We start from the raw sequence: 25813 nt of genomic DNA, 5'->3' as shown, positions 1-25813 counted from the left end.
CATCAGTTCGTTGTCTGGCGCAGCAGCATGGTGCCGCCGCGCTGGGTAAATTCAAGTTTGTTCAGGGCGCTCATGCCCAGCAGCACTTGCGTGCCGCCCAGGCCTGGCGCCACCAGGGCACGGACATCGCGCAACACGATGTCACCCAATTGCAAACGGTCGATGCGGGTGCGATAACCCTCGCTCAAACCGTTGGCGGTGCTCAACGTCACACCGAAACCTTTTTCCAGCTTGAGGCGCGCGGCCAGCTCCTCCGGAATCGCCACGTCCGTGGCGCCGGTGTCGAGCATGAAGTCCACCGGTTGGCCGTTGATCTGGCCGCTGGCGACAAAATGCCCCTGTTTATTGCTGACCAGCTTCACCTCGATAAAACCTTCACCCTTTTGCGAATACACCTCGGTATTGGGATTCTGCGCACGCTGCTCCCACTGGGCAAAAAACCGCGTCGCCAGAAACAGCGCCGCGCACCAGGCCAGTATCATCAACACCCGACCGGCGCGCTTGCCCGGCGGTTGCTGGCTCATGGCGTGGCGCCCCAGCCACCTGCCGGCGCGGCAAAGCGCCAGATGATCGGCCGCCGTTCGCCGTCGGCCCGTGGGCCGTCATTGTTATCCAGGCCAACCCAGGCGCCTTCGGCGTCCACCACCAGCGCTTCGGCCAAGCCGTAGTCCTGTGAATAACGACGGTTTTCCTGCAGCGCTTCGGCGGCGAACGACCAGCAACGCTCCACTTGAGCGGTTTGCGCGTCACGCCGGCAGATCTGATAAGCGTTGCGCTCCAGGGTAAACAGCTTGCCGTCGAACAGTGACAGATCGGCGAAATCCCGCGATACCGCCGTGGCATTGGGGAACTGCACCGGCTGCATCTCTTTCCCCGCTTCGCTCAGCAGCACGCAATTGCCATCACAATCCCACACGGCTTGCTGGCGCTTGATCAGCAATAGGCCGCGGCGTTCACGCTCCGCCGCCAACCACAACTGATCGCCGGCAGGATTTACCGCCAGGCCTTCAAACAACGCATTGAAATGCAGCAACATGCCACTGGCCCGCGCCTGACGGATCATCACCGGTGCGATTTTCAACCAGGACGCGGTGCCCGTCGGCGACACCTGCAACACCGCGGCATGGGATTCACTGACCACATAGCGATTGCCAGCGCTGTCACAGCTGATGCCTTCGAAATCCAGTTCGCCACCGCGCAGGTACGACGCCGCCCAGGTCCGCGATCTCAAACCCCACGGTAAACCGCTGTCGGGCACCGGCGGCACCTGGATTTCAACGGCTTCTGCCTGCCAGACCGGCGCATCAGAGGACTTGAGGCGGTAGATCCGATCATCATCGCGATCAGACACTGTCCATATTTCGCCGCCGCACACGGCCAGCCCGGACAAGTTACCGCCGCGCAAATCCTCGACGGCATGCTCGGACAGCAACTTCAATTGCGGTGCAGGACCTGCGACCACCACCCCCGCCCACAGCAACAACGCCAGGGCGAAACCGTTGCGCATCAGGCCAGCACCTCGGCCAGGTCCCCTTTGGATTCGAGCCAGGACTTGCGATCGCCAGCGCGCTTCTTCGCCAGCAACATGTCCATCATTTCCGAGGTCGCTTCGAAATCATCCAGGGTCAACTGCACCAGGCGGCGCGTGTTCGGATCCATGGTGGTTTCGCGCAGTTGCGGCGGGTTCATCTCGCCAAGACCCTTGAATCGGGTGACTTGCGGTTTGCCGCGTTTCTTTTCGGCCACCAAACGATCAAGAATGCCATCGCGTTCGGCCTCGTCCAGGGCGTAGTAAATCTCTTTGCCCAGGTCGATGCGGTACAGCGGCGGCATCGCCACGTAGACGTGACCGGCGTCCACCAGCGGGCGGAAATGCTGGACGAACAAGGCGCACAACAAGGTGGCGATGTGCAGACCGTCGGAGTCGGCGTCGGCGAGGATGCAGATCTTGCCGTAACGCAGTTGGCTCATGTCCGCGGCGCCCGGATCGACACCGATGGCCACGGCAATGTTATGCACTTCTTGGCTGGCCAGGACTTCGCTGCCATCCACTTCCCAGGTGTTGAGGATCTTGCCGCGCAACGGCAGGATCGCCTGGAATTCTTTGTCCCGCGCCTGCTTGGCCGAACCGCCGGCGGAGTCACCTTCCACCAGGAACAGCTCGGAGCGCATCGGATCCTGCCCGGCGCAATCGGCGAGCTTGCCCGGCAAGGCCGGCCCCTGGGTGATGCGTTTGCGCTCGACCTTCTTGCTGGCCTTGAGACGACGACCGGCGTTGTTGATCGCCAACTCCGCCAGGGCCAGGCCGGTTTCCGGGTTGGCATTGAGCCACAGGCTGAACGCGTCCTTGACCACCCCGGAAACAAACGCCGCCGCTTCGCGGGACGACAGGCGCTCCTTGGTCTGGCCGGAGAATTGCGGCTCCTGCATCTTCATCGACAATACGAAGGCGATGCGCTCCCAGACGTCTTCCGGCGCCAGCTTCACGCCACGAGGCAACAGGTTGCGGAACTCGCAGAACTCGCGCATGGCGTCGAGCAAACCCTGGCGCAAACCGTTGACGTGGGTGCCGCCCTGGGCCGTGGGGATCAGGTTGACGTAGCTCTCCTGGACGCTTTCGCCCCCTTCGGGCAGCCACAACAGCGCCCAGTCCACCGCTTCCTTGTTACCGGCCAGGCTGCCGCAGAACGGCTCGTCAGGCAGGCGTTCGAAACCGTTGACCGCGTCCACCAGGTAAGAACGCAGGCCGTCTTCGTAATGCCACTCGACTTTCTCGCCGGTGGCCTTGTCCTCGAAACTGACCAGCAGCCCAGGGCACAACACGGCCTTGGCCTTGAGCACATGCTTGAGGCGGGTGACGGAGAATTTCGGCGAATCGAAATACTTGGGGTCCGGGGCAAAATACACGCTGGTCCCGGTATTGCGCTTGCCGACGGTGCCGACCACTTCCAGTTCGGTGGCCTTGTAGCCGTCGGCGAAGGTCATCTGGTATTCGTTGCCGTCACGCTTGACCCGCACGCGGACCAGGGTCGACAGGGCGTTGACCACGGAAATACCCACCCCGTGCAAACCGCCGGAGAACTGGTAGTTCTTGTTGGAAAACTTGCCGCCCGCGTGGAGCTTGGTGAGGATCAACTCGACGCCCGACACGCCTTCTTCAGGGTGAATATCCACCGGCATACCGCGGCCGTCGTCGCTGACTTCCAGCGAATGGTCGGCGTGCAGGATGACCTGCACCGAACGGGCGTGCCCGGCCAAGGCTTCGTCGACGCTGTTGTCGATGACTTCCTGGGCAAGGTGGTTCGGCCGACTGGTGTCGGTGTACATGCCGGGGCGCTTGCGCACCGGGTCGAGGCCCGAGAGGACTTCGATGGCGTCTGCGTTATAAGAGCTAGCGCTGGGAGTGGCCATGGGGTCTCGTCGTCAGTGTTCAATGAAAAAGAGGCGATGGCTCACAGCGACGTGAAGTCGATCGCCTGGTACAAATCGGCGCCAATGCCGGCAAAACTCAACAGCGCCGGCAACTGTCGGGCAAACCCTTGAAAACTGTGGTCGCCGCCGGCCTGGATGCGCAAGGCACAGGCGCGGTAATACTGCTGGGCGTGGCGATAATCCAGCGTTTCGTCCCCGGTTTGCAACCATACCTGATACCGCTGCGGATCCTGGGGTGCCGGCACTTCCAGCTCGGCCAGGGCCGTGACGTGGTCGTGGGTCAACTCCCAGGTTTCGTCGGTGTACAAATTCTTCTGCGTGCCCAGGTAACCGTCGAACATCCGATGCGGGCTGACGGCAGGGTTGACCAGCAGGGCCTTGAGCCCGTGGCGCTCGGCCAAGTGAGTCGCATAGTAGCCGCCGAGCGAGCTGCCGACCAGCAGTGGGCGGCCTAGTTGTGCAATCGCCTGCTCCAGCTGACCGATGGCCTGGCGCGGGTGGTGGTGCAAGGCGGGGACTTGGAGGCGGTCGCTTAGGCCCAGGCGGGCCATTACGTCGATCAACTGACTGGCCTTGGTCGACGCTGGGGCGCTGTTGAAGCCGTGGATATAAAGGATCGAACCCGACATTGCCGACTCCCTGGGTGTTGGGCAAAGGGCGGAGTTTACAGGGAGATTGTGGGGGTTTGGGGGATTTGACCTTCTTGGCGCCTTCGGTGATCAGTCGATCACGGTATCTGTGGGAGCGAGCCTGCTCGCGATGGCGGTCTGACAGCTGGCCAGGATTTTTTTTGACCGGGTACATATCCGTTGCTGCGGTAACGGCTACTTATGGTTCCGCCCTTACGGCGGGTCACTTTCGAAAAGCGCGAAAGTAACCAAAGCGCTTCTGCCCCACCACTCGGCACCTCGCCTAGGCTCGGTGTGCCCGAACGAAGGCATTGCTCCGTGGGCCCGCCGCGAAGGGCCATCCATGGCCCAGCGCGGCTATCCCGGCATCCATGCCGGGATGCCCACTCCACAATGCCTGCGTTCGGCCAGCGTGGTTAACGGGGCGCCGAGATCAACGTCCTCCGCGAGGCGGCCTGACAGCCGGCCTGGTTCTTGCGGGGGGTGTACACCCGTCAGACCTGTTTGAGCAGGACTTGTGGGAGCAAAGCTTGCTCGCGAGGCGGCCTGATAGCGGACCTGGCTCTCCCGGTTGTACTTCTATCAAACTGTGGGAGCGGGCTTGCTCGCGAATGCGTCGGGTCAGCCGACATCAATGTTGAATGACACACTCAGGTGCTCCCTCCCACACAATGCTTACGCTTGACGTTAGCGCGGATCGACGATGTCCAACGCCCGGTTCGCCAACAATTCACTGAGTTCGATCATCTGCTGGACTCCCAGGGCGAAATGCCGACGCGAGCCTTCCAGATCGAAGGTCAGGTCGCCGAGCATGGCGTTGGCGGAGGCTAGGGTTTCGCTGAGGTTGGCTAGGAGGGTTTCGGTGTCTGCGCTCTCCGCGACAGAGAACAATTGGCTTGAGGGTGGTTTCTTTTTGGCTTGAGACTTGGGGTCGAGATAATAATCGAGGGCGCGCTTGGCGGCTTCATCGTGCTTTTGGGAATCGGTTTCGGGGGGATTGGGTGTGGCTTTGAACATGATGCATATCCTTCTTTGCGTAGTGGAACCGCCATCTCCCGTTTCCAGGCGAGAGGGTGGCAGCTGTGCGCGGGCTGGAAACCAAGGTAGAAGGAATACCCGGCAGACTCGAAAGTCTCCCGCGCACAGCCGCCATAACGCAGAACTGAACGCTCAAAGCGCCGCAGTATCTCACGCGACTCGCTGATATGCCTTCTACTCATCGGGTTTCCAGGCCCGGCCGCTGAATTGGCAGCGACGGAAAAAGGTTAGCGACAGCCCTTCCCACCCGGCAACCGCCAGAGCTCGTCGGAAAAATCTGCTGCGTCAGGACGGGTGTCCGACCATTCCCACAACCCTGGTCGGCTGTCAGGCCGCCATCGCGAGCAGGCTCGCTCCCACACGGGTTTCGGTCGTTTACAAGATCAATGTCCACCGCCAATCTTGTGGGAGCGAAGCTTGCTCGCGATAGCGATGGGTCTGCTTGCATCAATGCTGAATGTACCGCCGCCTTCGCGAGCAAGCCCGCTCCCACAATTGGACCGGAGTACAACTGGGAGAGCCAGGCCGGCTACCAGGCCGCCTCGCGAGCAAGCTTTGCTCCCACAGGTCCAACTCAAACAAGTCTGATGGGTGTACACCCCCCGCAAGAACCAGGCCGGCTGTCAGGCCGCCATCGCGAGCAGGCTCGCTCCCACACGGGTTTCGGTCGTTTACAAGATCATGCCCACCGCCAATCTTGTGGGAGCGAAGCTTGCTCGCGATAGCGATGGGTCTGCCTGCATCCATGCTGAATGTACCGCCGCCTTCGCGAGCAAGCTTTGCTCCCACAGATCCTGCTCAAACAAGTCTGATGGGTGTACACCAGCAAGAGCCAGGCCGGCTATCAGGCCGCCTCGCGGCGGACGTTGATCTTGGCGCCCCGTTAACCACGCTGGCCGAACGCAGGCATTGCGCAGTGGGCAACCCGGCATGGATGCCGGGTTAGCCGCGCTGGGCCATGGATGGCCCTTCGCGGCGGCCCACGGAGCAATGCCGGAGTGAGGGCATGCCGAGCCCTAGCGAGGCACCGAGTGGTGGGGCAAAGCGCTTTTGGTTACTTTTGGCGCTCTTCCAAAAGTGACCCGCCGTAAGGGCGGAACCATAAGCCGCCGTTACCGCAGCAATGGATATGTACTCAATCAAAACTCAATATCCGTTGGAGCCATAGTCGGGGGTAAAAGCAAACCCAACCAACCGCTCAACCCCCGTCTCCAACCGCCCATCCGGCCAAAGCCGCAACCACCGATACCCCGGCGCCTGCCCCCCGACCGCAAAATCCTCACTCCCCGGCTCAAACTGAATACAAGTCGAAGGCGAAGCCAACAAACGAACCCCCTCACGCACCCGGTCAACCTCCTGATGCACATGCCCCCACAGAACAGCACGCACCTGAGGAAACCGATCCAGCACCGCAAACAGCGCCTCCGGATTACGCAACCCAATAGGCTCCATCCACGCACACCCAATCGACACCGGATGATGATGCAGACAAACAAGGTGATGCCGCTCCGGCGCCTCGCTCAAGGCATTCGCCAACAGAATCAACTGCTCCTCAGCCAAAAACCCCGGCACCGAACCCGGCACGGCAGAATCGAGCATCGTCACCCGCCAATTGCCAATGTCCACCACCGGATCGAGCAACGTACTCTTGACCGCCGCCTCAAGCATCACCTGCGGCTCATCATGGTTACCGGGAATCCACCGCGCCGGCGCGTCGATACGCGCACTCAGTTGCCGAAACGCCTCATAGGACTGCAGCGTCCCGTCCTGGGACAAATCCCCCGTGGCAAGCATCAGGTCGATCTTCGGCTGTTGCTTGAGGACCAGGTCAATCACCGCCCGCAAGCTGTCGCGAGTGTTCATGCCCAGCAGCGAGCCGTCGGCCTCGGCAAACAGGTGACTGTCGGACAGTTGGACCAGCAGCGCCGCATCGGCGGTGGTCAAGGTGGATACGCTCGGCAAATCGCTCTCTCCCAGGCGCGACCACGCCATTGGATGAAGCGGCAATTATGCTGGGGAAGATCGAAAGGGGAAACCCACGAACCGGAATCGGTTCACAGACCACGCACTACCGAACGACTTCGAACTCATGACCCAGCGCCAGGCAATGACTCAGCCATTCACCCAGGAACAGATTCAACTGGGCCTTCTCATCCGGCTGGTGCATTGACGCATTGGGGTAAGGATAGATGCCACGAAAGCGTCGCGCATGTTCGGCGCTGACGACTTCGGCCATGCGCGCATCGTGATAGACCTGCACTTCCAACTGCGGCACCGGCAGCCAGGGCAAGCTGTGCTCCTGGCGCACCTGGAGTGTGGTGGTGTAGGGACAGGTTTGCAGCACTTCGAGGGCCAGCACGCCGAGCATCTGGTCGCCATGGGTCACAGCGATGCGCCGGGGCGCGGGGTCGTTGCGCATGTCCGGCAACAAGCGCATCAAGCGGGCGTAGTTGGCCTCGCAGGCGGCCTGCAACCCGACCAGATCGACGCGATAACGGTCGCGCAGCTTGCTTAAGACCATAGCCCCCTCACTTCATCGCGATTCAAGGCCAGCCATTGCAAGGCAATGATGCTGGCCGCGTTGCAGATCTGCCCGTCGCGCACTGCTTGCAAGGCATCTTCAAAAGCCCAGACCTTCACACGAATGTCTTCGGCTTCTTCCACAAGCCCATGCAGGCCACCGGCCCCAGCACTGTCGCAACGCCCCAGGTAAAGATGCACGAATTCATTGCTGCCGCCCGGCGATGGAAAATACTTGGTCATCGGCCAGAGCGCAGCGAAGACAAGCCCAGCTTCCTCCTGCGCTTCGCGATGAGCAACTTCTTCCGGTTGCTCGTCCTTGTCGGTCAGTCCGGCGACCAGTTCCACCAGCCAGGGATTGGTGGTCTTGCCAATGGCGCCGACGCGAAACTGCTCGATCAGTACCACCTCATCGCGTTGCGGATCGTAGGGCAGCACGCACACCGCGTCATGACGCACGAACAGTTCACGGCTGATTTCACGGCTCATGCCACCGGCAAACAACTCGTGGCGCAGGTGCACGCGATCGAGTTTGTAGAAACCCTGAAAGCAGTTTTCACGCTTGACGATGTCCACGGCGCTCGGTGTGGCGTTAGCGAAATCGGTCATGACTGTCCTCGTTTGCAGCGGATCGATGCGAGGCTCCTGCCTCGGCTTCGCGCCATCCTAACGCGCCCGTACCGTTTGATGCAGCCCCTTTGCAGTCATCGGGATAGACGGCTGCCCTCAAAGCCACTCTAATGAGCTTAGTGGCGAACTGATTGCCCTGCCGACAGTCGAAGCGGGTAACTTTTCGCCTTTCCCTGTTTCATGAAGGACGCCCATGTCGCTTTTCAAAACCCTTTGCGTGGCCGCTATTGCCCTGACCCTGGGCGCTTGCCAAAGCCTGTTCCAACCCAACTACCGCGCTCCGCTGGAAACCACCCGTGATGCCTCGGAACAATTGCAACCCGGCTGCGCCAGCGCTGACTGTCCTCTGGTCAACATTGACACCCTGCGTTTTCCCGCCGAGCCAGCCCTGGACGGCATTATCGAGAAACGCCTGCTGCAAATGACCCGCACCACGCCGGACGCCCCAGTGGCGCCAACGCTGGCCGCCTACCGCGAGCAGTTTTTGCGCAGCGCCGCGCCGCGCAACAGCAGCTATTTGCAGGCCAAAGTACGCGAGCAACATGACGGCCTGGTGATCATCGAATTGTCCAGCTACCTGGACACCGGCGGTGCCCACGGCACGCCGGGGCGCGGTTTCATCAACTATTCGCGCCAGCAGCACAAGGTATTGACCCTGTCGGACATGCTGCTGCCGGGCCAGGAAGAGGCATTCTGGAAAGCCGCGCAGGTCGCCCACAACAGCTGGCTGATCAGCACCAAACTGGATCAGGAACCGGAGTTCGTGAAGCAGTGGCCGTTCCAGAAAACCCCAAACGTGGCGCTGACCTACGGCGGGGTGATCCTCAAGTACCAAGTGAGCACCATCGCGCCCTACGCCTTGGGCCACATCGAACTGAAGATCGCTTACCCACGCCTCAATGGCATCCTCAAGCCCGAGCTGTTCCCCGGCCGTAGCTGAACGCCCGACCCAGTATCAGTTGCAGCAACCCTGCCAGGACCAGCGACGGCAGGGTCGCGCCGATGTCCGGATACACGTTGGCCAGCAGGTGATAAGTGCTCACCCCGCCCAGCCAGGCCAACAGTGCCGGCCAGCGCAACGCAGACGACAACACATGACTGCTGCGTTTGCGCAGGATGAAGTGGTCCACCAGCACCACACCGAACAGCGGCGCGAACACCGAGCCGATCAGCAACAGGAAGTTCTGGTACTGCGCCAACGGTGCGAAGCAGGCGATCAAGGTGCAGATCACACCAATCGCCAAGGCCAGGTGCTCGACTTTCAACCCCGTCAGCATGCCGCTGGACACCGCCGCCGAGTGAATATCGGCAAAGGCATTTTCCGACTCGTCCAGCAAAATCAGCAGCAGTGGGATCCCCAGCCCGGCGCCCGCCAGGGCCAGAAGCAGCGCGTTCACTTCACCGCTCGGCGCGAACGCCAGGGTGTAGGCCACACCCAGGCTCATCAGCCAGAAATTACCGATGAAGAACCCCAGCGCGGTGCCGCCGAAGACGTTTTTTGCGCGCTTGCCGAAGCGCGAGTAGTCGGCAATCAGCGGCAACCACGACAGAGGCATGGCGATCGCAATGTCGAACCCAACGGCAAACGGCATCGAACCATCGCCCGCCCGCGCCCACAACGCACCCAGATCAGCCTTGGCGAACAGGTTCCAGGTCAGCCAGATGCATGCTGCCAGCAACAGCCAGATGCCCCACTTGCGCAGGACCTTACGCACGAACGTCAGCGGCCCACTCACCGCCAGCAGGGTTGCCAGGGCGCCGAAAAACAACGTCCACAGCAGCGGGTTCGACCCCAGGCTCCCCTCGCTGAAGGCCCGCGCGCCGAGCAGGCTGGCGGCGTCACGCATGACGATGATTTCGAACGAGCCCCAGCCGATCAATTGCAGCAGGTTCAACACCGCCGGCACGCTCGCGCCCTTGCCGCCGAGGCTGAGCTTGAGGGCGGCCATGGCCGACAGGCCGGTGTCGCTGCCGATTACGCCGACGGCTGCCAGTAGCAGGACGCCCACCAGCGTGCCGAGAAAAATCGCCAGCAACGAACCACTCAGGCCCAGACCCGGCGCTAGCAAGGCGCCGACCTGCAAGACCATCAAACCGATGCCGAGGGAGAACCACAGGGAAAACAGATCGCGGGCGCCGAAGACACGCTTGTCCAGGGGCACGGCGGTGTCGGGGGAGTAGGTGCTGGGTTGGATGTTCAAGGGTTGTTATCTCAGAGGGATATTTGTCGTTCTATAGACCGCTTTCGCGAGCAGGCTCGCTCCCACAAGGGACTTGCGGTGAACACAAGATTTGTGAACGACCGAGATCCATTGTGGGAGCGAGCCTGCTCGCGATGACGGCGGTGAAAACACCACCGCCCTCAGCTCAGATCACACTTTCTTGTAAAGCTGACTACCTTCCTGCTTGAACCGCTCGGCCTGTTCCGCCAAACCCTGGGCGACATCGACATCCACCGCTTCAATGCGCTGGTTGGCCGCGTACTCGCGCACTTCCTGGGTGATTTTCATCGAGCAGAACTTCGGCCCGCACATCGAACAGAAATGCGCGACCTTGGCCGAGTCTTTCGGCAGGGTTTCGTCGTGGTACGAGCGGGCGGTGTCCGGGTCCAGGCCGAGGTTGAACTGGTCTTCCCAGCGGAACTCGAAACGCGCCTTGCTCAAGGCGTTGTCGCGAATTTGCGCGCCTGGGTGACCCTTGGCAAGGTCGGCCGCGTGGGCGGCGATCTTGTAGGTGATGATCCCGGTCTTGACGTCATCCTTGTTCGGCAGCCCCAAGTGTTCCTTCGGGGTTACGTAGCAGAGCATGGCGCAACCGAACCAACCGATCATCGCCGCACCGATGCCGGAGGTGATGTGGTCGTAGCCCGGGGCGATGTCGGTGGTCAGCGGGCCGAGGGTGTAGAACGGCGCCTCGTCGCAGCACTCCAGCTGCTTGTCCATGTTCTCTTTGATCAGCTGCATCGGCACATGGCCCGGGCCTTCGATCATGCACTGCACGTCATGCTTCCAGGCGATCTTGGTCAGCTCGCCGAGGGTTTCCAGCTCACCGAACTGCGCTTCGTCGTTGGCGTCGGCAATCGAGCCCGGACGCAGGCCATCGCCCAGCGAGAAGCTGACGTCGTAGGCCTTCATGATTTCGCAGATGTCTTCGAAGTGGGTGTAGAGGAAGTTTTCTTTGTGGTGCGCCAGGCACCACTTGGCCATGATCGAACCGCCACGGCTGACGATGCCGGTGACGCGCTTGGCGGTCAGCGGCACGTAGCGCAGCAGCACGCCGGCATGGATGGTGAAGTAGTCGACGCCCTGCTCGGCCTGTTCGATCAGCGTGTCGCGGAACAGCTCCCAGGTCAGGTCCTCGGCCGCGCCGCCGACTTTTTCCAGGGCCTGGTAGATCGGCACGGTGCCAATCGGCACCGGCGAGTTGCGGATGATCCACTCGCGGGTTTCGTGGATGTGCTTGCCGGTGGACAGGTCCATGACCGTGTCCGAACCCCAGCGGATGCCCCAGGTCAGCTTCGCCACTTCTTCTTCGATGGAAGAACCCAGCGCACTGTTACCAATGTTGCCGTTGATCTTCACCAGGAAGTTACGGCCGATGATCATCGGTTCCAGTTCGGTGTGGTTGATGTTGGCCGGAATGATCGCGCGACCCCGGGCGATTTCATCACGCACGAACTCTGGCGTGATGACTTTCGGCACGCTGGCGCCGAAGCTGTGGCCGGCGTGTTGCTGGTCGAGCAAGCCGGCGGCGCGGGCCACTTCCAGCTTCATGTTTTCGCGGATGGCGACGTATTCCATCTCGGCGGTAATGATGCCTTTGCGCGCGTAGTGCATCTGGCTGACGTTGGCGCCCGGCTTGGCACGACGCGGGTTGTTCACGTGGGCGAAGCGCAGTTTGGTCAGTTCGGGATCGGCCAGGCGTTCCTGGCCGAAGTTGGAGCTCAGGCCCGCCAGGCGCTCGGTGTCGCCACGGCTCTCGATCCACGAAGAACGCACATCGGCCAGGCCTTTACGCACGTCGATGATCACGTTCGGGTCGGTGTAAGGACCCGAGGTGTCGTACACCACCACCGGCGCGTTGATTTCACCGCCAAAATCGGTGGGGGTCACGTCGAGGCTGATTTCGCGCATGGGCACGCGAATATCCGGGCGGCTGCCCTGGACATAGATTTTTTGCGAGCGGGTAAAGGGCTGAACCGATTGCTCATCGACCTTGGCCGAATCACTGAGGTTGGTCGCGTTTTTTGATTTTGTCGTCATCACGGGCTCTCCAGACACACATCCAGGCAGTGGATTTTTGTCGGAGCGAACCTGTAACGAATGGACGCACCCTTGCACGACTGTGCGGATGCTGTGCTCGATGCTTGATGATGCTCGAGATCGAAAGTCGATTGTCGAACAACATCCCGGACGAAGCACAAGAGGACTCGCCGGGTGACGAGAAATCTTGTTCCCTACGCAGGCGCTAACCTGATCAGGTTCAACGGGATCCGAAATTATTCGATCTCAGCCTCATAGCAAGGCACCCCGACAAGAACCCGGCCAGTCTAGACACAACCACGACAGAACGCCATCGCGACGGCAAAAGGCGTGATGAATGGCGCATATACAGGATTGTTGCCATGGGCCTGCGCAACTACACTCGCTACGCCGCGCCTCTTGTGCGCACTCATCCGTGAAATAGGGATCGCCTCATGTTGCGCAAACTCTCACTGGCCCTTGCCGTGTCTTGTGCGTCCAATGGAATGGCCTGGGCTGCCGAAGCCCCCGTGACCACCAAAACCGATCTGGTGAGCGTGTATCAGGAGGCGGTGGACAACAACGCCGACCTGGCCGCCGCCCGTGCCCAGTATGGTGCCCAGAAAGAAGTGGTGCCCCAGGCGCGTGCCGGGTTGCTGCCCAACCTGTCGGCCGGTGCCGACCTGAACAACACCCGCACCGAGCTCGACGAGCCCGCCATGACCGCCACCCGTAGTGGCACGGTCTACCAGGCCACGCTGTCCCAGCCGATTTTCCGTGCCGATCGCTGGTTTCAGTTCCAGGCGGCCAAGTCGGTCAACGAACAAGCGTCGCTGCAACTCTCGGCCACTGAACAGAACATGATCCTGCAAAGCGCCGAGAGCTATTTCAACGTGCTGCGCAGCCAGGACAACCTGGCCTCGACCAAGGCCGAGGAAGCGGCGTTCAAGCGTCAGCTCGACCAGTCCAACGAGCGCTTCGACGTGGGCCTGTCGGACAAGACCGACGTGCTGCAATCCCAGGCCAGTTACGACACCGCGCGGGCCAACCGGATCCTCGCCCAGCGCCAGGTCGACGACGCCTTCGAAGCTCTGATCACCCTGACCAACCGTCAGTACAACTCGCTCCAGGGCATCGTCCATACGTTGCCGATCCTGCCACCGACGCCGAACGATGCCAAAGCCTGGGTCGACACCGCGGCCAAACAGAATCTCAACCTGTTGGCCAGCAACTACGCCGTCGATGCCGCCGAAGACACCCTGCGTCAACGCAAGGCCGGCCACGCGCCCACCCTCGATGCCATCGCCCAGTACAAAAAAGGCGACAACGACGGCCTCGGCTTTACCAACCCCAGCCCGACCGGTCAGCGTTACGGCGGCGATGCCGAGCAACGCACCATCGGTTTGCAATTGAGTATCCCGATCTACAGTGGCGGGCTGACCAGCTCTCAGGTGCGCGAATCCTATTCGCAACTGACCCAGACCGAACAGCAGCGCGAGGCCCTGCGCCGGCAGGTGGTGGAGAACACCCGCAACCTGCACCGGGCGGTGAATACCGATGTAGAACAGGTCCAGGCCCGCCGCCAGTCCATCATCTCCAACCAGAGCGCAGTGGAAGCCACGGAGATCGGCTACCAGGTGGGCACGCGCAACATCGTCGATGTACTCGATGCCCAGCGTCAGCTGTACACCTCGGTGCGCAACTACAACAACGCCCGCTACGACTACATCCTCGACAACCTGCGGCTCAAGCAGGCAGCGGGTACTTTGAGCCCGTCGGATCTGCAGGACCTGTCACGCTATCTCAAACCCGACTACAACCCGGACAAGGACTTCCTGCCGCCGGACTTGGCGCAGGCAGCGGCGGAGCAACTGCGCTCGCGGCCGGCGCAGTAGGAGCTGTCGAGTGCAACGAGGCTGCGATCTTTTCCCAGACACTTGAATCTCAAGCGAAAGATCAAAAGATCGCAGCCTTCGGCAGCTCCTACGGGCCAGGCCAGCGATCACCGCCCAGCGAGCAACCGCCCCAACCCCTCCAGCAACCGCTGCAACGCGCCCTGATTGGTGCGCATCACCTTCAAGCCCGCCTCGGCCATGCGCTGGGCATCGCGGGGCAGTTCGAACAGGCGTTGTACCGCCAGGGCCAGGCTTTCGGCGTCTTCGACTTCCGCCAGCGCCCCGGCAGCCCGCAGTTGCGCGGCGATTTCAAGGAAATTGAACAGATGCGGCCCGCTGAGCACCGGCTTGGCCAGTGCCGCCGGCTCCAGCAGGTTATGGCCGCCGTTGGGTACCAGACTGCCGCCGACAAAAGCGCTGTCGGCCAGCGCATAGAGAAACAACAGTTCGCCCATGGTATCGCCCAGCAGCACCGACGTCTGGGCAGTGACGGGCTTTGCGCTGGAACGCCGGACCGTGGCGAAACCTTCGCTTTCACACAATTGATGCACTGAATCGAAACGCTCGGGATGACGCGGCACCAGGATCAGCAACGCATCGGGATAACTGGCGAGCAACCGACGGTGGGCGGCCAGCACCACCTCATCCTCACCTTCATGGGTACTGGCAGCGATCCACACCGGGCGTTCCGTGGCTTGCCACTCATGGCGCAAGGCGCTGGCGTTTTCCAGCAATTGCGGATCGATGGTCAGGTCGAACTTGATCGAACCGGTGACCTCGACGGTTTGCGCCCGGGCACCCAACTGGAGAAAACGCTCAGCCTCGGCTTCGGTCTGCACAGCGAACAGGCTCATCTCGGCGAGCATCGGCCGGGTGAGTTTGGGCAAACGTGCATAACCGCGTGCAGAACGCTGCGACAGTCGCGCATTGGCCAAGGCAACAGGAATACCGCGCTTGGCACATTGATGAATGTGGTTGGGCCACAACTCGGTTTCCATGATCACCGCCAGCACCGGGCGAACTCGATCAAGGAAACGGTTGGCCGCGCAGGGCAAGTCGTAGGGTAAATAGCAATGCCGGATGCGTGGCTCGTTGGCGAACAACGCCTGGATCCGCTCGGAACCGGTGGGCGTCATGCAGGTGATCGTGATCGGCAACTGTGGATAACGTTGCAGCAAGGCACGGATCATCGGCGCGGCGGCAATGCTCTCGCCCACCGATACCGCGTGGACCCAGATGCCTCCCGGCACCATCACCGGCAAGCCCCAGGAAAAACGCTCGCCGATGCGCCGCGCGTAGGCCGGCGCCTTGCGGGCCCGCAACCAGAGCCGAATCGCTACCAGTGGCAGCCCCAGATAAAACAATGCGCTATAGAGAGTTCTGTTCATGGCGGCGGAGTTTATCGGTTTTTCAGCCGATCGCCTGCAACTGCACGGCAAAACGTTCCGCCAGCCAGCGCGCGGCCGGGCCCAAAGGCTCGTCGCGGCGCCAGACCAGCTCCACCACCAGGGCCGGCGGGGTCCACTCGCTGTTGAGCTCAACCATATCCCCCAGGTACGCCGGGTACTGCACCACATGCCGTGGCAGCCACGCCCAGCCCAGGCCGCTCCTCAGCCATTCGGCCAAGACGTAGAAACTGTCGGCGCGCCAGACCTGCGGGCTGGCCTGCTCACTTCCAGGGTAGACACTGGACTGGGTCGCCATGAGCAATTGCCGATGCCGGGCCATTTCCAGGCAGGTCACGTAACCATGGTTCGCCAGTGGATGGCCTCTGCCGCAGACCGTGACCATCTCGACGCTGCCCAGCACCCGGCGCTCCAGCGCCTCGGGGATCTGGTCGTGATAAAACAGCAACCCAAGGTCAGCGCGACGTTCCACCAGTTTGCGCGCCACATCACCTTGCGCGGCGCTGGCCAGTTGCACTTCGAGAGTCGGGAACCGCTCGGCCAGGGCCGCCAGGCTGTCGATGACCGGCTGATAAGGCATCGCCTCATCCTGAGCCAAGCGCAACAACGCCTCTTGACCGCGCATCAGGGCCAGGGCCCGGCCATTGAGACGCTCACACTGGCGCAGCACTTCCCGCGCCTCTTCCAACAAGGCCTCGCCGGCTTCAGTGAGCTTGGGCTGACGGCCACTGCTGCGCTCGAACAGCGTCACGCCCAGGTCGGCTTCCAACAACGCAATCGCGCTGCTAATGGCCGATTGAGCCTTGCGCTGGTCCCGCGCCACGGCGGAAAACGAACGTTTCTCGGCAACCCCGACAAACAGCCGCAGTTGATCCAGATTCCACTGAACACTCATGACGCAACCTATCTCCCATACCGATAGGTAATGACTTTACCGCATCTGACACACCTCTAAAATGTCGACATCGAGTGACGCACCATTCAAGAGGATCTTCACCTATGAACGCTTACTACTACCTGGCCATCGCCATCTGCGCCGAAGTGATCGCCACCGTGTCGATGAAAGCGATCAAAGGCTTGAGCACACCCTTGCCCCTGTTGCTGGTCATCGCCGGCTACGGCATCGCATTCTGGATGCTGACCCTGGTGGTGCGCACCGTCCCGGTGGGCGTGGCATATGCGGTCTGGGCCGGGATGGGGATCGTCATGGTCAGTGTGGCGGCGCTGTTCATCTACGGGCAGAAGCTGGACGTGCCGGCGATGCTGGGGATGGCGTTGATTGTGCTGGGGGTGGTGGTGATTCAGCTGTTTTCCAAGACTGCCGGGCACTGAAAACACACTGATCATTCATTGGAATACCTTTGTGGCGAGGGAGCTTGCTCCCGCTGGGTTGCGCAGCAACCCCATTTTTATGGGCGCTTCGCACCCAAGCGGGAGCAAGCTCCCTCGCCACAAAAGCTTTCCCTGCAGGTTGCCGATGTTGATCGTCAACAAATCCCATCCCCATCGAGTCTGTATACTGCGCCCTCGTCTTGAACACTGAGGTCGCTGCATGCCATCCGTTATTTCCACCGACGTTCTGATTGTCGGCGCCGGAGTCGCCGGCCTCTGGCTGAATGCGCGCCTGCGCCGCCAGGGCTTTTCGACTGTGTTGGTGGAAAGCGCCAGCCTCGGCGGCGGGCAGAGCATCAAATCCCAGGGCATCATCCATGGTGGTGCCAAGTACGCCTTGCACGGCGCTCTCACCGGCGCCTCGGAAGCCATCGCCGACATGCCGCGCCGCTGGCGCGAAGCCCTGGCCGGCGAGGGCGAACTGGATCTGTCCGGCGTGCGCCTGCTGTCCGAAGCTCACTACCTCTGGTCTCCCGGCACTCTGGCCGGCAACCTCACCAGCTTCTTCGCCAGCAAGGCCGTGCGTGGGCGGGTCGATCAGGTCAAGGGCGAGCAACTGCCGCCAGCCCTGCAAGACAAGCGCTTCAAGGGCAAGGTCTATCGTCTGGCCGAGCTGGTGGTGGACGTCCCCAGCCTGCTTGCACGGCTGGCGGATCTGGCCGGCGATGGTTTGCTGGCCGGCAAAGATATCGAGCCATTGCGCGACGGCGACGAACTGATCGGCCTCAAGGTTGATGGCCGCGAGATCCGCGCCCAACGTATCGTCCTCAGCGCCGGGGCCGGCACCGCCGACCTGCTCAAGGCCCTAGGCCTGGATCAACCGGCCATGCAGCGTCGGCCGCTGCATATGGTGCTGGTCAAGGGACCGAGCCTCAAGCCGCTGTACGCCCACTGCCTGGGCGGCGGACCGAAGCCGCGCATCACCGTGACCACCCACCCGGCCGCCGATGGCCAATGGGTCTGGTACCTGGGCGGCGACATTGCCGAAGCCGACGGCGTGGCCCGCGAACCCGCCGCACAGATTGCTACCGCCCAGAAAGAACTTGGCCAATTGCTGCCCTGGGTCGACCTCAGCACCGCACAATGGGCCACGCTGCGGGTCGATCGTGCCGAACCGCTGCAATCGGGCCTGACCCGCCCGGACAACGCCTTTCTCGCCGAGCAGGATCGCCTGCTGGTGGGCTGGCCGACCAAACTGGCCCTGGCCCCGGACTTTGCCGATCGGGTGATCGCCACACTGCAACGTGATGGCCTCGCCCCCAGCCATCCGGCGCCATTGCCGGACCTGCCGAAACCGCCCATGGGCGTCCCTGCCTGGGAGCAACTGCTGCCATGAGCCAACCGACCCTGCACGACTTGCATCGCCCGCTGGGCAATAACGGCCCGCGGGTTTCACCCCTGGGCCTGGGCACCGTCAAGCTCGGCCGCGACCAGGGGGTCAAATACCCCAACGGTTTCCAGATTCCCGATGACGACGAAGCGCGGATGCTGCTCAAACTGGCGCGTGATCTGGGCATCAACCTGATCGACACCGCGCCCGCCTATGGCCGCAGTGAAGAACGCCTGGGCCCGTTGTTGCGCGGCCAGCGTCAGGATTGGGTGATTGTCAGCAAGGTCGGCGAAGAATTCAGTGACGGCCAGTCGCACCACGATTTCAGTGCCGCCCACACTCGATTTTCGGTGGAACGCAGCCTCAAGCGTCTGGAAACGGACTACATCGACATGGTGCTGGTGCACTCCGACGGCAATGACCTGGCGATTCTCAACGACAGCGAGGTCTACCCGACCCTGGCGGCGCTCAAGCGCGAGGGCAAGATCGGCGGCTTCGGTTTTTCCGGCAAAACCGTCGAGGGCGGTTTGCAAGCGCTGGAGCAAGGCGATTGCGCGATGGTCACCTACAATCTGAACGAACGAAACGAGAAGACGGTCATTGACTACGCAGCCTTGCATGGCAAGGCGATTCTGGTGAAGAAAGCCTTGGCCAGCGGTCACGTCTGCCTGAACCCTGGTGTGGACCCGGTCCGGGCCAGCTTCGAACTGTTGTTTGAGCATCCCGGTGTCGCCAGTGCTATTGTCGGCACCATCAATCCGCTGCACCTCGCCCATAACGTCGCGACCGTTGCCAAGGTCCTTCGTAGAAACTGACGCCGCCCTGCGCGGCCTTAAGGAAGGAGCCGACATGCCGCGTACGCTCATCAGAAAAAACCCCAGCGACTTCAAGACCCTGCCCCTGTTCGTCGAAGCGACACCTGAAGGCCTGACTTACCAGAGCGTCGGGATGCCATTGAATTTCTCCCAGACCCTGCAACGGCGTCGCCCGGTGACGGTGGACGACGCCGAGCGTTTTTCCCTGGAACTGGCAAACCTGGGCGTCTCGGTGCGCCTCACCCTGCACTGGCAGAACCGCGACTATTGGGTACTGGTGCGCCAGCGCCGACAGGACCGTGGCGATGTGGTGCTCAAGCTGATTTCCGGTTATGTCCCGGCCCATGAGCTGAACCTGCCGCTGCTCACCGCCATCAGCGAAATTGCCGAAGAATGCCTGCTGGAAACCCCCGAGGGCTGGCTGGGCGGGCGTTTCAATGACACCTGGTTGCCGGCGCCCTACGCCAGCGCCCTGCATTATCGGGAAGCCTTGCCGTTTCGCCTGACGCCGCTGTCCGGCTCGGCCCGCCCGGTGCGCAGTGCCAACCTGCAACTGATCGAGCGGCCACGGGCCTACGTGCACCTGCCCACGGCTTCGCTGCAACTGATTTACGATTTGCGCCTGGATGTGCCCAAGGAAGCCAAATCCCTGAGCCTGTTTCATGTGGATGAGCGACTGGAGGGAGACCAACTGGTGGCGCGCCTGGACCGCAAGCGACCCGATCTTTATCTGATGCCGCTACAGGACGGTCAGCCCTTGCCCGAGCTGTACACCTTGAAAAAGGATCAACTGTACCCGGCCAGCACCCGTGGGTTGTACCTGGCGGAGAGTTTCGCCAGGCAGGACGGCTGGCTGGTACGAGACGAGCGGATTCGCTGGAAGGATTGGCTGCGCCAGCAGGGGCTGACGCCACCGGGCAAGGAGTCGGGGCTGACCCGATTGAGGGGCAAGGCCCGACAGTTGCTCAAGAAGATCGTGCCGCGCAAGGTGGCGCGTTAACTGTCCCAGCACCTGAAGCGCTGTTGTGGCGAGGGAGCTTGCTCCCGCTTGGCTGGGCTGGCTCTGCAGTGCGAAGCGCCCATAAAAAGGGGGTTGCTACGCAACCCAGCGGGAGCAAGCTCCCTCGCCACAAGAAAAGCGTTCATCCATGGACTCACCCGACACCAAGCCCGGCGTGACATCCACTCAGTGATTGCGGATCTTTTCCACAATCGCCGTCGTCGAGCTGTTTTCCACCAGCCCCAACACCTTCACGGTGCCGCCGTAGGCCGCGACGATGTCCGCTCCCACGACCTGATCGATGCCGTAGTCACCGCCCTTGACCAGCACATCCGGCTTGACCTCGCGCAGCAGGTTTTCCGGCGTACCTTCGCTGAAGCTGATCACCCAGTCCACCGCACCAAGACCGGCCAACACCGCCATGCGCCGATCGACACTGTTGATCGGCCGACCCGGCCCCTTGAGGCGACTCACGGATGCATCGTCGTTGACCGCGACAATCAAGCGACCGCCCTGGGCCCTGGCCTGCTCGAGATAGGTCACGTGGCCGGCATGCAGGATGTCGAAGCAGCCGTTGGTGAACACGATTGTCTCGTTGTGAGCACGGGCGTCGTCGACGGCCAGCAGCAACTGCTCCAGCCCCAGCACGCCCCGCTCGGAACCCTCTTCGCGCTGGATCGCGCGACGTAGCTCAGGGGCACTGATGGCGGCGGTACCGAGCTTGCCGACGACAATACCCGCCGCCAGGTTCGCCAGGGCCACTGCATGGGGCAGATCCTCGCCAGCGGCGATGGCCGCGGCCAGGGTGGAGATCACGGTATCGCCGGCACCGGTCACGTCGAACACTTCACGGGCACGAGCCGGCAGGTGCAGCGCCGGATGATCGGGACGCAGCAGGGTCATGCCATGCTCGCCACGGGTCACCAGCAAAGCGCCGAGATCGAGGTCCTGCATCAGCTGTGCGCCTTTGCTCACCAGTTCATGCTCATCGGCGCAACCGCCGACGATGGTTTCAAACTCGCTGAGATTCGGCGTAATCACGCTCGCGCCGCGGTAGATCGAAAAATCCTTGCCCTTGGGGTCAGCCAGTACCGGAATGCCACGGGCACGAGCGGCCTGGATCAGCGCCTGATGGTTTTTCAACGCACCTTTGCCGTAGTCCGACAACACCAGCACCTTGACGCCTTCGAGCAGGTTATCGACCTCAGCGCCGAGGGCCAGGGGATCGGTGGCGAACGGTTCTTCGAAATCGATCCGCAACAGTTGCTGGTGACGGCTCATGACCCGCAGCTTGACGATGGTCGGTTGGTGCGCAACACGCTGGAATATCGCCCGCACGCCTGCGCCATTGAGGCTGTTGGTCAGGCTGTCGGCGGCTTCGTCGTCACCGGTCACCCCCACCAGAGAGGCTGGAGCACCGAGGGCGGCGATGTTCAAGGCAACGTTGGCGGCACCACCGGGACGGTCCTCGATGTGCTCGACCTTGACCACCGGAACCGGCGCCTCAGGGGAAATCCGTGAGGTACCGCCATGCCAGTAGCGGTCGAGCATGACATCGCCGACCACCAATACAGGGGCTTGATCGAATCGCGGCATGGACAACTTCATGGAGCATCCCACATACAAAATGAACAGGGCCGCGATATTAGCACAGGGTTGGCGAAGGCTCGTCCATGGCCCTCCTGACCTGCGCTTTTTTCATTCCTTTTGCAGCAGTGCCAAAAGTCGGCTAACGGCTTGGGCCAGTTCCACCTCGCTGGTATTGATCTCACAGTCGGGCGACAGCGGCGCTTCGTAGGGGCTGTCGAGCCCGGTGAAGTTCTTGATCCGCCCAGCACGCGCTTCCCGGTACAACCCCTTGGGATCACGTTGGGCGCAAACCTCAAAAGGCGTGCTTACATAAACCTCCAGGAAGGTGCCTTGGGGGAACAACGCGCGGGCTGCCTCCCGGTCCGCGCGAAACGGTGAGATTGCCGCGACTATCACAATCAGCCCGGCATCGACCATCAAGCGCGCCACTTCGCCAATCCGCCGGATGTTTTCCTTGCGCGCCTCGGCGTCCATCCCCAGGTCACGGCACAACCCCTGGCGCAGGTTGTCGCCGTCGAGCAGGCAGGTGTGCAAGCCTTGCTGGTTGAGCTGCACCTCCAAAGCATTGCCCAGCGCAGACTTGCCCGCACCTGAAAGCCCAGTCAGCCAGATGCAACGTGGCCTCTGGGACTTGATCGCAGCCCGGTCCGCAGGCGCAACAGCCAGTGCGCAAGGGCGAATCTCTGACTTTGGCATCAACACCTTTGGCGCTTCACTCATAGCCGAGCATCTCGTAGTCACGTTGGTACACTCGCCGTACCAATGCCTGCAGGAGCGCAAGCTCCCACAGGTTTGAGCGGTACTCAGGCGATATCCTGAGTGGGAGCGTCCAGTCCCATGGCGTGAAGACGAGCATAGTAGCCATTCTGCGCCAAGAGCTCGCTGTGGACACCGCGCTCGACAATTCGGCCCTGATCCATCACCAGAATCAGATCGGCCTTTTCGATGGTCGACAAACGATGAGCAATGACCAGCGTAGTGCGGCCTTTCATGACCTGATCCAGCGCAGCCTGGATATGCCGTTCGGACTCAGTGTCCAGGGCCGACGTGGCTTCATCGAGAATCAGCAACGGTGCGTTCTTCAATAGGGCCCTGGCAATGGCCAGACGCTGACGCTGTCCGCCGGACAACAGCACGCCGTTTTCACCCACCTCGGTGTCCAGGCCCTTGGGCAACTGCGCAATAAAGTCCATGGCGTAGGCGTCTTGAGCCGCCTTTTCAATATCGGCCCGTGGCGCGCCGGCCAGATCCCCGTAGGCGATATTGTTGGCCACCGTGTCGTTGAACAGTGTGACGTGCTGGGTGACCTGGGCGACATGTCGACGCAGGTTGCGCAGGCGATAGTCTTCGATTTCCACCTCGTCGAGAAAAATCTGCCCGACGTCATGGTGATAGAAGCGCGGGATAAGGCTCGCCAGCGTCGACTTACCGCTACCGGAACGCCCCACCAACGCAATCATCTGCCCGGGTGCCGCCGTGAAACTGATGTCCTTGAGCACCTCGCGATCAGCGCCAGGGTAGGTGAAACTCAGATTGCGAACCTCCAGACGGCCGCTGACGCGCTCCTTCTCGACCGTACCCCTGTCGACTTCCGGCTCGACATCCAGTTGTTCAAAAATGCTTTCAGCACCGGCCACGCCTTTCTGGATGGTGGAGCTGACTTCCGAAAGCTGGCGAATCGGCTTGGGCAACAAGCCCGCTGCCGTAATGTAGGCCACCAGATCTCCGGCCGTCGCATCGCCACGCAGAAAAAGCACCAGAAACATCAGAGCCGCCATGGCGGTGTAAATCACCAGCTGCAGCATGGGTGTATAGACAGCGCCGGTGCGAGTCATGCGCAGTTGTTTATCGGTGTTGCCCTGGCTGGCATTGGCAAAGCGCTGCTTTTCGTAGGCCTCGCCACCAAAACTGCGCACCACGCGGTAACCCTGGATGGTCTCGGACGCTACATGCGTCACGTCGCCCATGGCCACCTGGATTTTTTTGCTTTGTTTGCGGAATTTTTTACTGGCGCTGCTTACCATTAATGCAATCAGAGGCAGGATCGCCAACATCACCAGCGTCAGCTTCCAGTTCATCCAGACGAGGTAAGCGAAGAGGAAGACCACGGTGAGGCCTTCACGAATCACCACCTTGATAGCATCGGTGGCGGCACCGGTCACCATGGTTACGTTAAAGGTGATTCGGGAAATCAGATGCCCGGAGTTGTGGGTATCGAAGTAGCGGTTGGGCAGCACCAGCAGCTTGTTGAACAGCTCGACTCGCAGGTCGTGCACCAGTCCCAGGGATACCCTGGCCAGGTAATAGTTTCCCAGAAACGACCCCAGGCCCTGCCAGGCGGCGATCAGAATGATCAGCAGCGGCACCGCCATCAGCAGTTTCAAGTCCTTGAGATACGGAACGGTGGGAAAGAGCACCGCATTGGGATTGCTCAGACCATCGACAAAATATTTGAGAATCCCCGCCAACATGGGTTGGGTGGAAGCAAATATCACGAAGCCCAGGATACTCAGCAGGAAAATGCCAGCGTAGGGTTTGACGTATCCCAGCAAACGAAAATAGATCTTCAGGCTGGAATCCTGTTCCGTTTTGGGCGGTGCGTCACTCATTGTCGAGCTCACTGATTAAGAAGAACACGGAACTTTATCACAGGCGCCCGGCTTGGCCCGTGCCCAGACCAAAACCCCGGCCAAGCCGATCGGCAGCCAACTGATGAACCATTCCGCGCGAGGGGTTCCGGTCAGGCTCGCGGCATCGAACTGCATCGCCAGGAACGAAAACACCCACATACCCAGTACGCCTCGGCCCAGCAGGGTGTCCCGGGCCCGCCAGGCTTCGCGCAGCACCGCAAACCAGACCATGCACCAAAGCAGCAGCCCCGGTAGTCCGAGCTCAATGGCGACGTGGCTGAACAGGTTATGCGCATGATCAAAAAAGTGGCCTGGCGTCGCGACCCTGTAGTCAGCCGCCAATCCCAAGCCACCCCACGGCCGCTCGGCGATCATATGCAGGCTCGACATTAAAATCTCGGGCCGAAAGGACGCACCTCTGGCCATCACCAGCGGCTCAAGCAACCAGAAGGTCAGCATGGCCAGCACCAGCGTCATGGCGGCGATGACGCGCGTACGCTGGTCGGCGCAGTAAAGAGGCATTGCCAGCACACTCAGCAACAAGGCCAGCGCCGCGCCGCGACTCTGGGACATCACAACAAAGACACCCAACACAGCCAGCGCTAACGCCCAAAGTACCTGCAACCCGATCCGGCGCGGCACCCAGTGCAGCATCCAGACCGCCGCCAGCCCGATCACGTAGGTGCCCAGGATCGGATGGGAAAGCTTGCCCAGCCCCTCCAGGCGCGCCACCCAATTGCGCCCTTCAAAGCCATAGAAATCGACGATGGAAACCAGCGCGACGAGCGCTAGCCCCAGGCCACCCCACTGCATGATACGAATCACTCGCTCGGGCTGACCATTGGCAAGCATTGGGAAAAACAACAGGAACGCCAGGATATAAAGCAGTCGCTTGGCTTCGCGGCCCGGCTCCGGCACCTCGGACCATAATAGTGTAATCAGCGCCCAGGCTGCCAACGCCAGAAGCGCCAGGTAAATCAACCGCTGGGCACGCCACACCTCCAACAGCCGATGGCGCGCTGACCAAGCGAAGATGATCACCGGCAACCAGAGAAACGCTATCAAACCTTGCTGATAGACCTTGTTGGTCGGTGCCAGGGCTATCGCCATCAAAAACCATAACAAGCCAAAGGCCATCCACACCTGTGCCCAACGCGTCGCGTACATCTATCGCTCCTAAACGGTCTACCAGCCAAAACCGGCATGGTTAAAACACAAACTTTTGGGCATCATGGCCCGCTACGGCACCGGTTCTTTTTTCAACA

At 61.5% G+C, this 25813-nt stretch carries 22 protein-coding genes and 1 riboswitch; of the genes, 6 read left to right on the top strand and 16 right to left on the bottom strand.

The window, feature by feature from the left end; translation table 11 throughout:
* Positions 1 to 2: 2 nt before the first annotated feature.
* The 8 genes from BMY45_RS06165 to BMY45_RS06120 all read right to left on the bottom strand — a co-directional run bounded on the left by BMY45_RS06165 (position 3) and on the right by BMY45_RS06120 (position 8228).
* Positions 3 to 524: a retropepsin-like aspartic protease family protein gene (locus BMY45_RS06165; protein ID WP_092395714.1), complete on the bottom strand. Its 522-nt coding sequence runs from the start codon at positions 522 to 524 to the stop codon at positions 3 to 5.
* The gene (locus BMY45_RS06160) at positions 521 to 1507 is read right to left on the bottom strand and encodes an esterase-like activity of phytase family protein (protein WP_092395712.1); all 987 of its coding nucleotides are present in this window, start codon (positions 1505 to 1507) and stop codon (positions 521 to 523) included. The genes BMY45_RS06165 and BMY45_RS06160 overlap by 4 nt, the downstream gene beginning before the upstream one ends.
* On the bottom strand, positions 1507 to 3411 hold the full coding sequence (gene parE / locus BMY45_RS06155; protein ID WP_047227288.1) for a DNA topoisomerase IV subunit B: 1905 nt from the start codon (positions 3409 to 3411) through the stop codon (positions 1507 to 1509). The genes BMY45_RS06160 and parE overlap by 1 nt, the downstream gene beginning before the upstream one ends.
* Before the next feature lie 41 nt (positions 3412 to 3452).
* Positions 3453 to 4061, bottom strand: coding sequence for a YqiA/YcfP family alpha/beta fold hydrolase (locus BMY45_RS06150; protein WP_092395710.1), 609 nt, complete (start codon positions 4059 to 4061; stop codon positions 3453 to 3455).
* Positions 4062 to 4748: 687 nt separating this feature from the next.
* Entirely contained in the window at positions 4749 to 5078 is a 330-nt protein-coding gene (locus tag BMY45_RS06140) for a DUF6124 family protein (RefSeq protein WP_092395708.1), read from the bottom strand.
* Between the two features lie 1167 nt (positions 5079 to 6245).
* On the bottom strand, positions 6246 to 7061 hold the full coding sequence (gene cpdA, locus BMY45_RS06130) for a 3',5'-cyclic-AMP phosphodiesterase (protein WP_092395706.1): 816 nt from the start codon (positions 7059 to 7061) through the stop codon (positions 6246 to 6248).
* Positions 7062 to 7167: 106 nt separating this feature from the next.
* On the bottom strand, positions 7168 to 7620 hold the full coding sequence (locus BMY45_RS06125; protein WP_024781420.1) for a DUF1249 domain-containing protein: 453 nt from the start codon (positions 7618 to 7620) through the stop codon (positions 7168 to 7170).
* Positions 7611 to 8228, bottom strand: coding sequence for an NUDIX domain-containing protein (locus tag BMY45_RS06120; protein WP_092395705.1), 618 nt, complete (start codon positions 8226 to 8228; stop codon positions 7611 to 7613). Before BMY45_RS06120 ends, BMY45_RS06125 begins: the two co-directional genes overlap by 10 nt.
* A gap of 214 nt (positions 8229 to 8442) precedes the next feature.
* On the opposite strand from BMY45_RS06120, the gene BMY45_RS06115 reads away from it, so the two are divergent.
* Complete coding sequence (locus tag BMY45_RS06115; protein WP_092395704.1) at positions 8443 to 9189, top strand: DUF3298 domain-containing protein; 747 nt, start codon at positions 8443 to 8445, stop codon at positions 9187 to 9189.
* Here BMY45_RS06115 and cytX read toward each other — a convergent pair.
* On the bottom strand, positions 9158 to 10450 hold the full coding sequence (gene cytX / locus BMY45_RS06110) for a putative hydroxymethylpyrimidine transporter CytX (RefSeq protein WP_092395702.1): 1293 nt from the start codon (positions 10448 to 10450) through the stop codon (positions 9158 to 9160). The two genes, BMY45_RS06115 and cytX, sit on opposite strands and share 32 nt — an antisense overlap.
* A gap of 171 nt (positions 10451 to 10621) precedes the next feature.
* Positions 10622 to 12511, bottom strand: coding sequence for a phosphomethylpyrimidine synthase ThiC (thiC, locus tag BMY45_RS06105; RefSeq protein WP_092395700.1), 1890 nt, complete (start codon positions 12509 to 12511; stop codon positions 10622 to 10624).
* 174 nt (positions 12512 to 12685) lie between these two features.
* Positions 12686 to 12791: riboswitch (TPP riboswitch) on the bottom strand.
* Between the two features lie 154 nt (positions 12792 to 12945).
* Between thiC and BMY45_RS06100 the strand changes: the two genes are divergently transcribed.
* Positions 12946 to 14385 carry a TolC family outer membrane protein gene (locus BMY45_RS06100; RefSeq protein ID WP_092395698.1) on the top strand — a complete coding sequence of 480 codons (1440 nt, stop codon included), beginning with the start codon at positions 12946 to 12948 and terminating at the stop codon, positions 14383 to 14385.
* A 107-nt stretch (positions 14386 to 14492) separates the two neighbouring features.
* Here BMY45_RS06100 and waaA read toward each other — a convergent pair whose 3' ends face one another.
* Positions 14493 to 15773: a lipid IV(A) 3-deoxy-D-manno-octulosonic acid transferase gene (waaA, locus tag BMY45_RS06095; protein ID WP_092395696.1), complete on the bottom strand. Its 1281-nt coding sequence runs from the start codon at positions 15771 to 15773 to the stop codon at positions 14493 to 14495.
* A 22-nt stretch (positions 15774 to 15795) separates the two neighbouring features.
* Positions 15796 to 16686 (bottom strand): LysR family transcriptional regulator, encoded by an 891-nt coding sequence (locus BMY45_RS06090; RefSeq protein WP_092395694.1) that lies wholly within the window; start codon positions 16684 to 16686, stop codon positions 15796 to 15798.
* Between the two features lie 104 nt (positions 16687 to 16790).
* Here BMY45_RS06090 and BMY45_RS06085 point away from each other — a divergent pair, with 104 nt between their 5' ends.
* The 4 genes from BMY45_RS06085 (at position 16791) to BMY45_RS06070 (ending at position 20328) form a co-directional block, all read left to right on the top strand.
* Positions 16791 to 17123, top strand: coding sequence for a DMT family transporter (locus BMY45_RS06085; RefSeq protein ID WP_047225891.1), 333 nt, complete (start codon positions 16791 to 16793; stop codon positions 17121 to 17123).
* A 220-nt stretch (positions 17124 to 17343) separates the two neighbouring features.
* On the top strand, positions 17344 to 18519 hold the full coding sequence (locus BMY45_RS06080) for an NAD(P)/FAD-dependent oxidoreductase (protein WP_092395692.1): 1176 nt from the start codon (positions 17344 to 17346) through the stop codon (positions 18517 to 18519).
* Positions 18516 to 19328 carry an aldo/keto reductase gene (locus tag BMY45_RS06075; protein WP_092395690.1) on the top strand — a complete coding sequence of 271 codons (813 nt, stop codon included), beginning with the start codon at positions 18516 to 18518 and terminating at the stop codon, positions 19326 to 19328. The genes BMY45_RS06080 and BMY45_RS06075 overlap by 4 nt, the downstream gene beginning before the upstream one ends.
* Before the next feature lie 34 nt (positions 19329 to 19362).
* Entirely contained in the window at positions 19363 to 20328 is a 966-nt protein-coding gene (locus BMY45_RS06070) for a metal ABC transporter ATPase (protein ID WP_092395688.1), read from the top strand.
* A gap of 186 nt (positions 20329 to 20514) precedes the next feature.
* Here the strand turns inward: BMY45_RS06070 and hldE are convergent, their stop codons facing one another.
* The 4 genes from hldE to BMY45_RS06050 form a co-directional block, all read right to left on the bottom strand.
* Positions 20515 to 21936, bottom strand: a complete 1422-nt coding sequence (gene hldE / locus BMY45_RS06065) for a bifunctional D-glycero-beta-D-manno-heptose-7-phosphate kinase/D-glycero-beta-D-manno-heptose 1-phosphate adenylyltransferase HldE (RefSeq protein WP_092395686.1) — start codon at positions 21934 to 21936, stop codon at positions 20515 to 20517.
* Between the two features lie 90 nt (positions 21937 to 22026).
* The gene (gene cysC / locus BMY45_RS06060) at positions 22027 to 22638 is read right to left on the bottom strand and encodes an adenylyl-sulfate kinase (protein ID WP_177193306.1); all 612 of its coding nucleotides are present in this window, start codon (positions 22636 to 22638) and stop codon (positions 22027 to 22029) included.
* A gap of 83 nt (positions 22639 to 22721) precedes the next feature.
* On the bottom strand, positions 22722 to 24527 hold the full coding sequence (gene msbA / locus BMY45_RS06055; RefSeq protein WP_092395684.1) for a lipid A export permease/ATP-binding protein MsbA: 1806 nt from the start codon (positions 24525 to 24527) through the stop codon (positions 22722 to 22724).
* A 15-nt stretch (positions 24528 to 24542) separates the two neighbouring features.
* Entirely contained in the window at positions 24543 to 25715 is a 1173-nt protein-coding gene (locus BMY45_RS06050) for an O-antigen ligase family protein (RefSeq protein WP_092395682.1), read from the bottom strand.
* Positions 25716 to 25813 lie beyond the last annotated feature (98 nt).

Source organism: Pseudomonas sp. NFACC39-1 (assembly GCF_900110355.1).
GTDB classification, from domain to species: domain Bacteria; phylum Pseudomonadota; class Gammaproteobacteria; order Pseudomonadales; family Pseudomonadaceae; genus Aquipseudomonas; species Aquipseudomonas tehranensis.
This window is presented reverse-complemented; position numbering and strand designations above follow the sequence as displayed.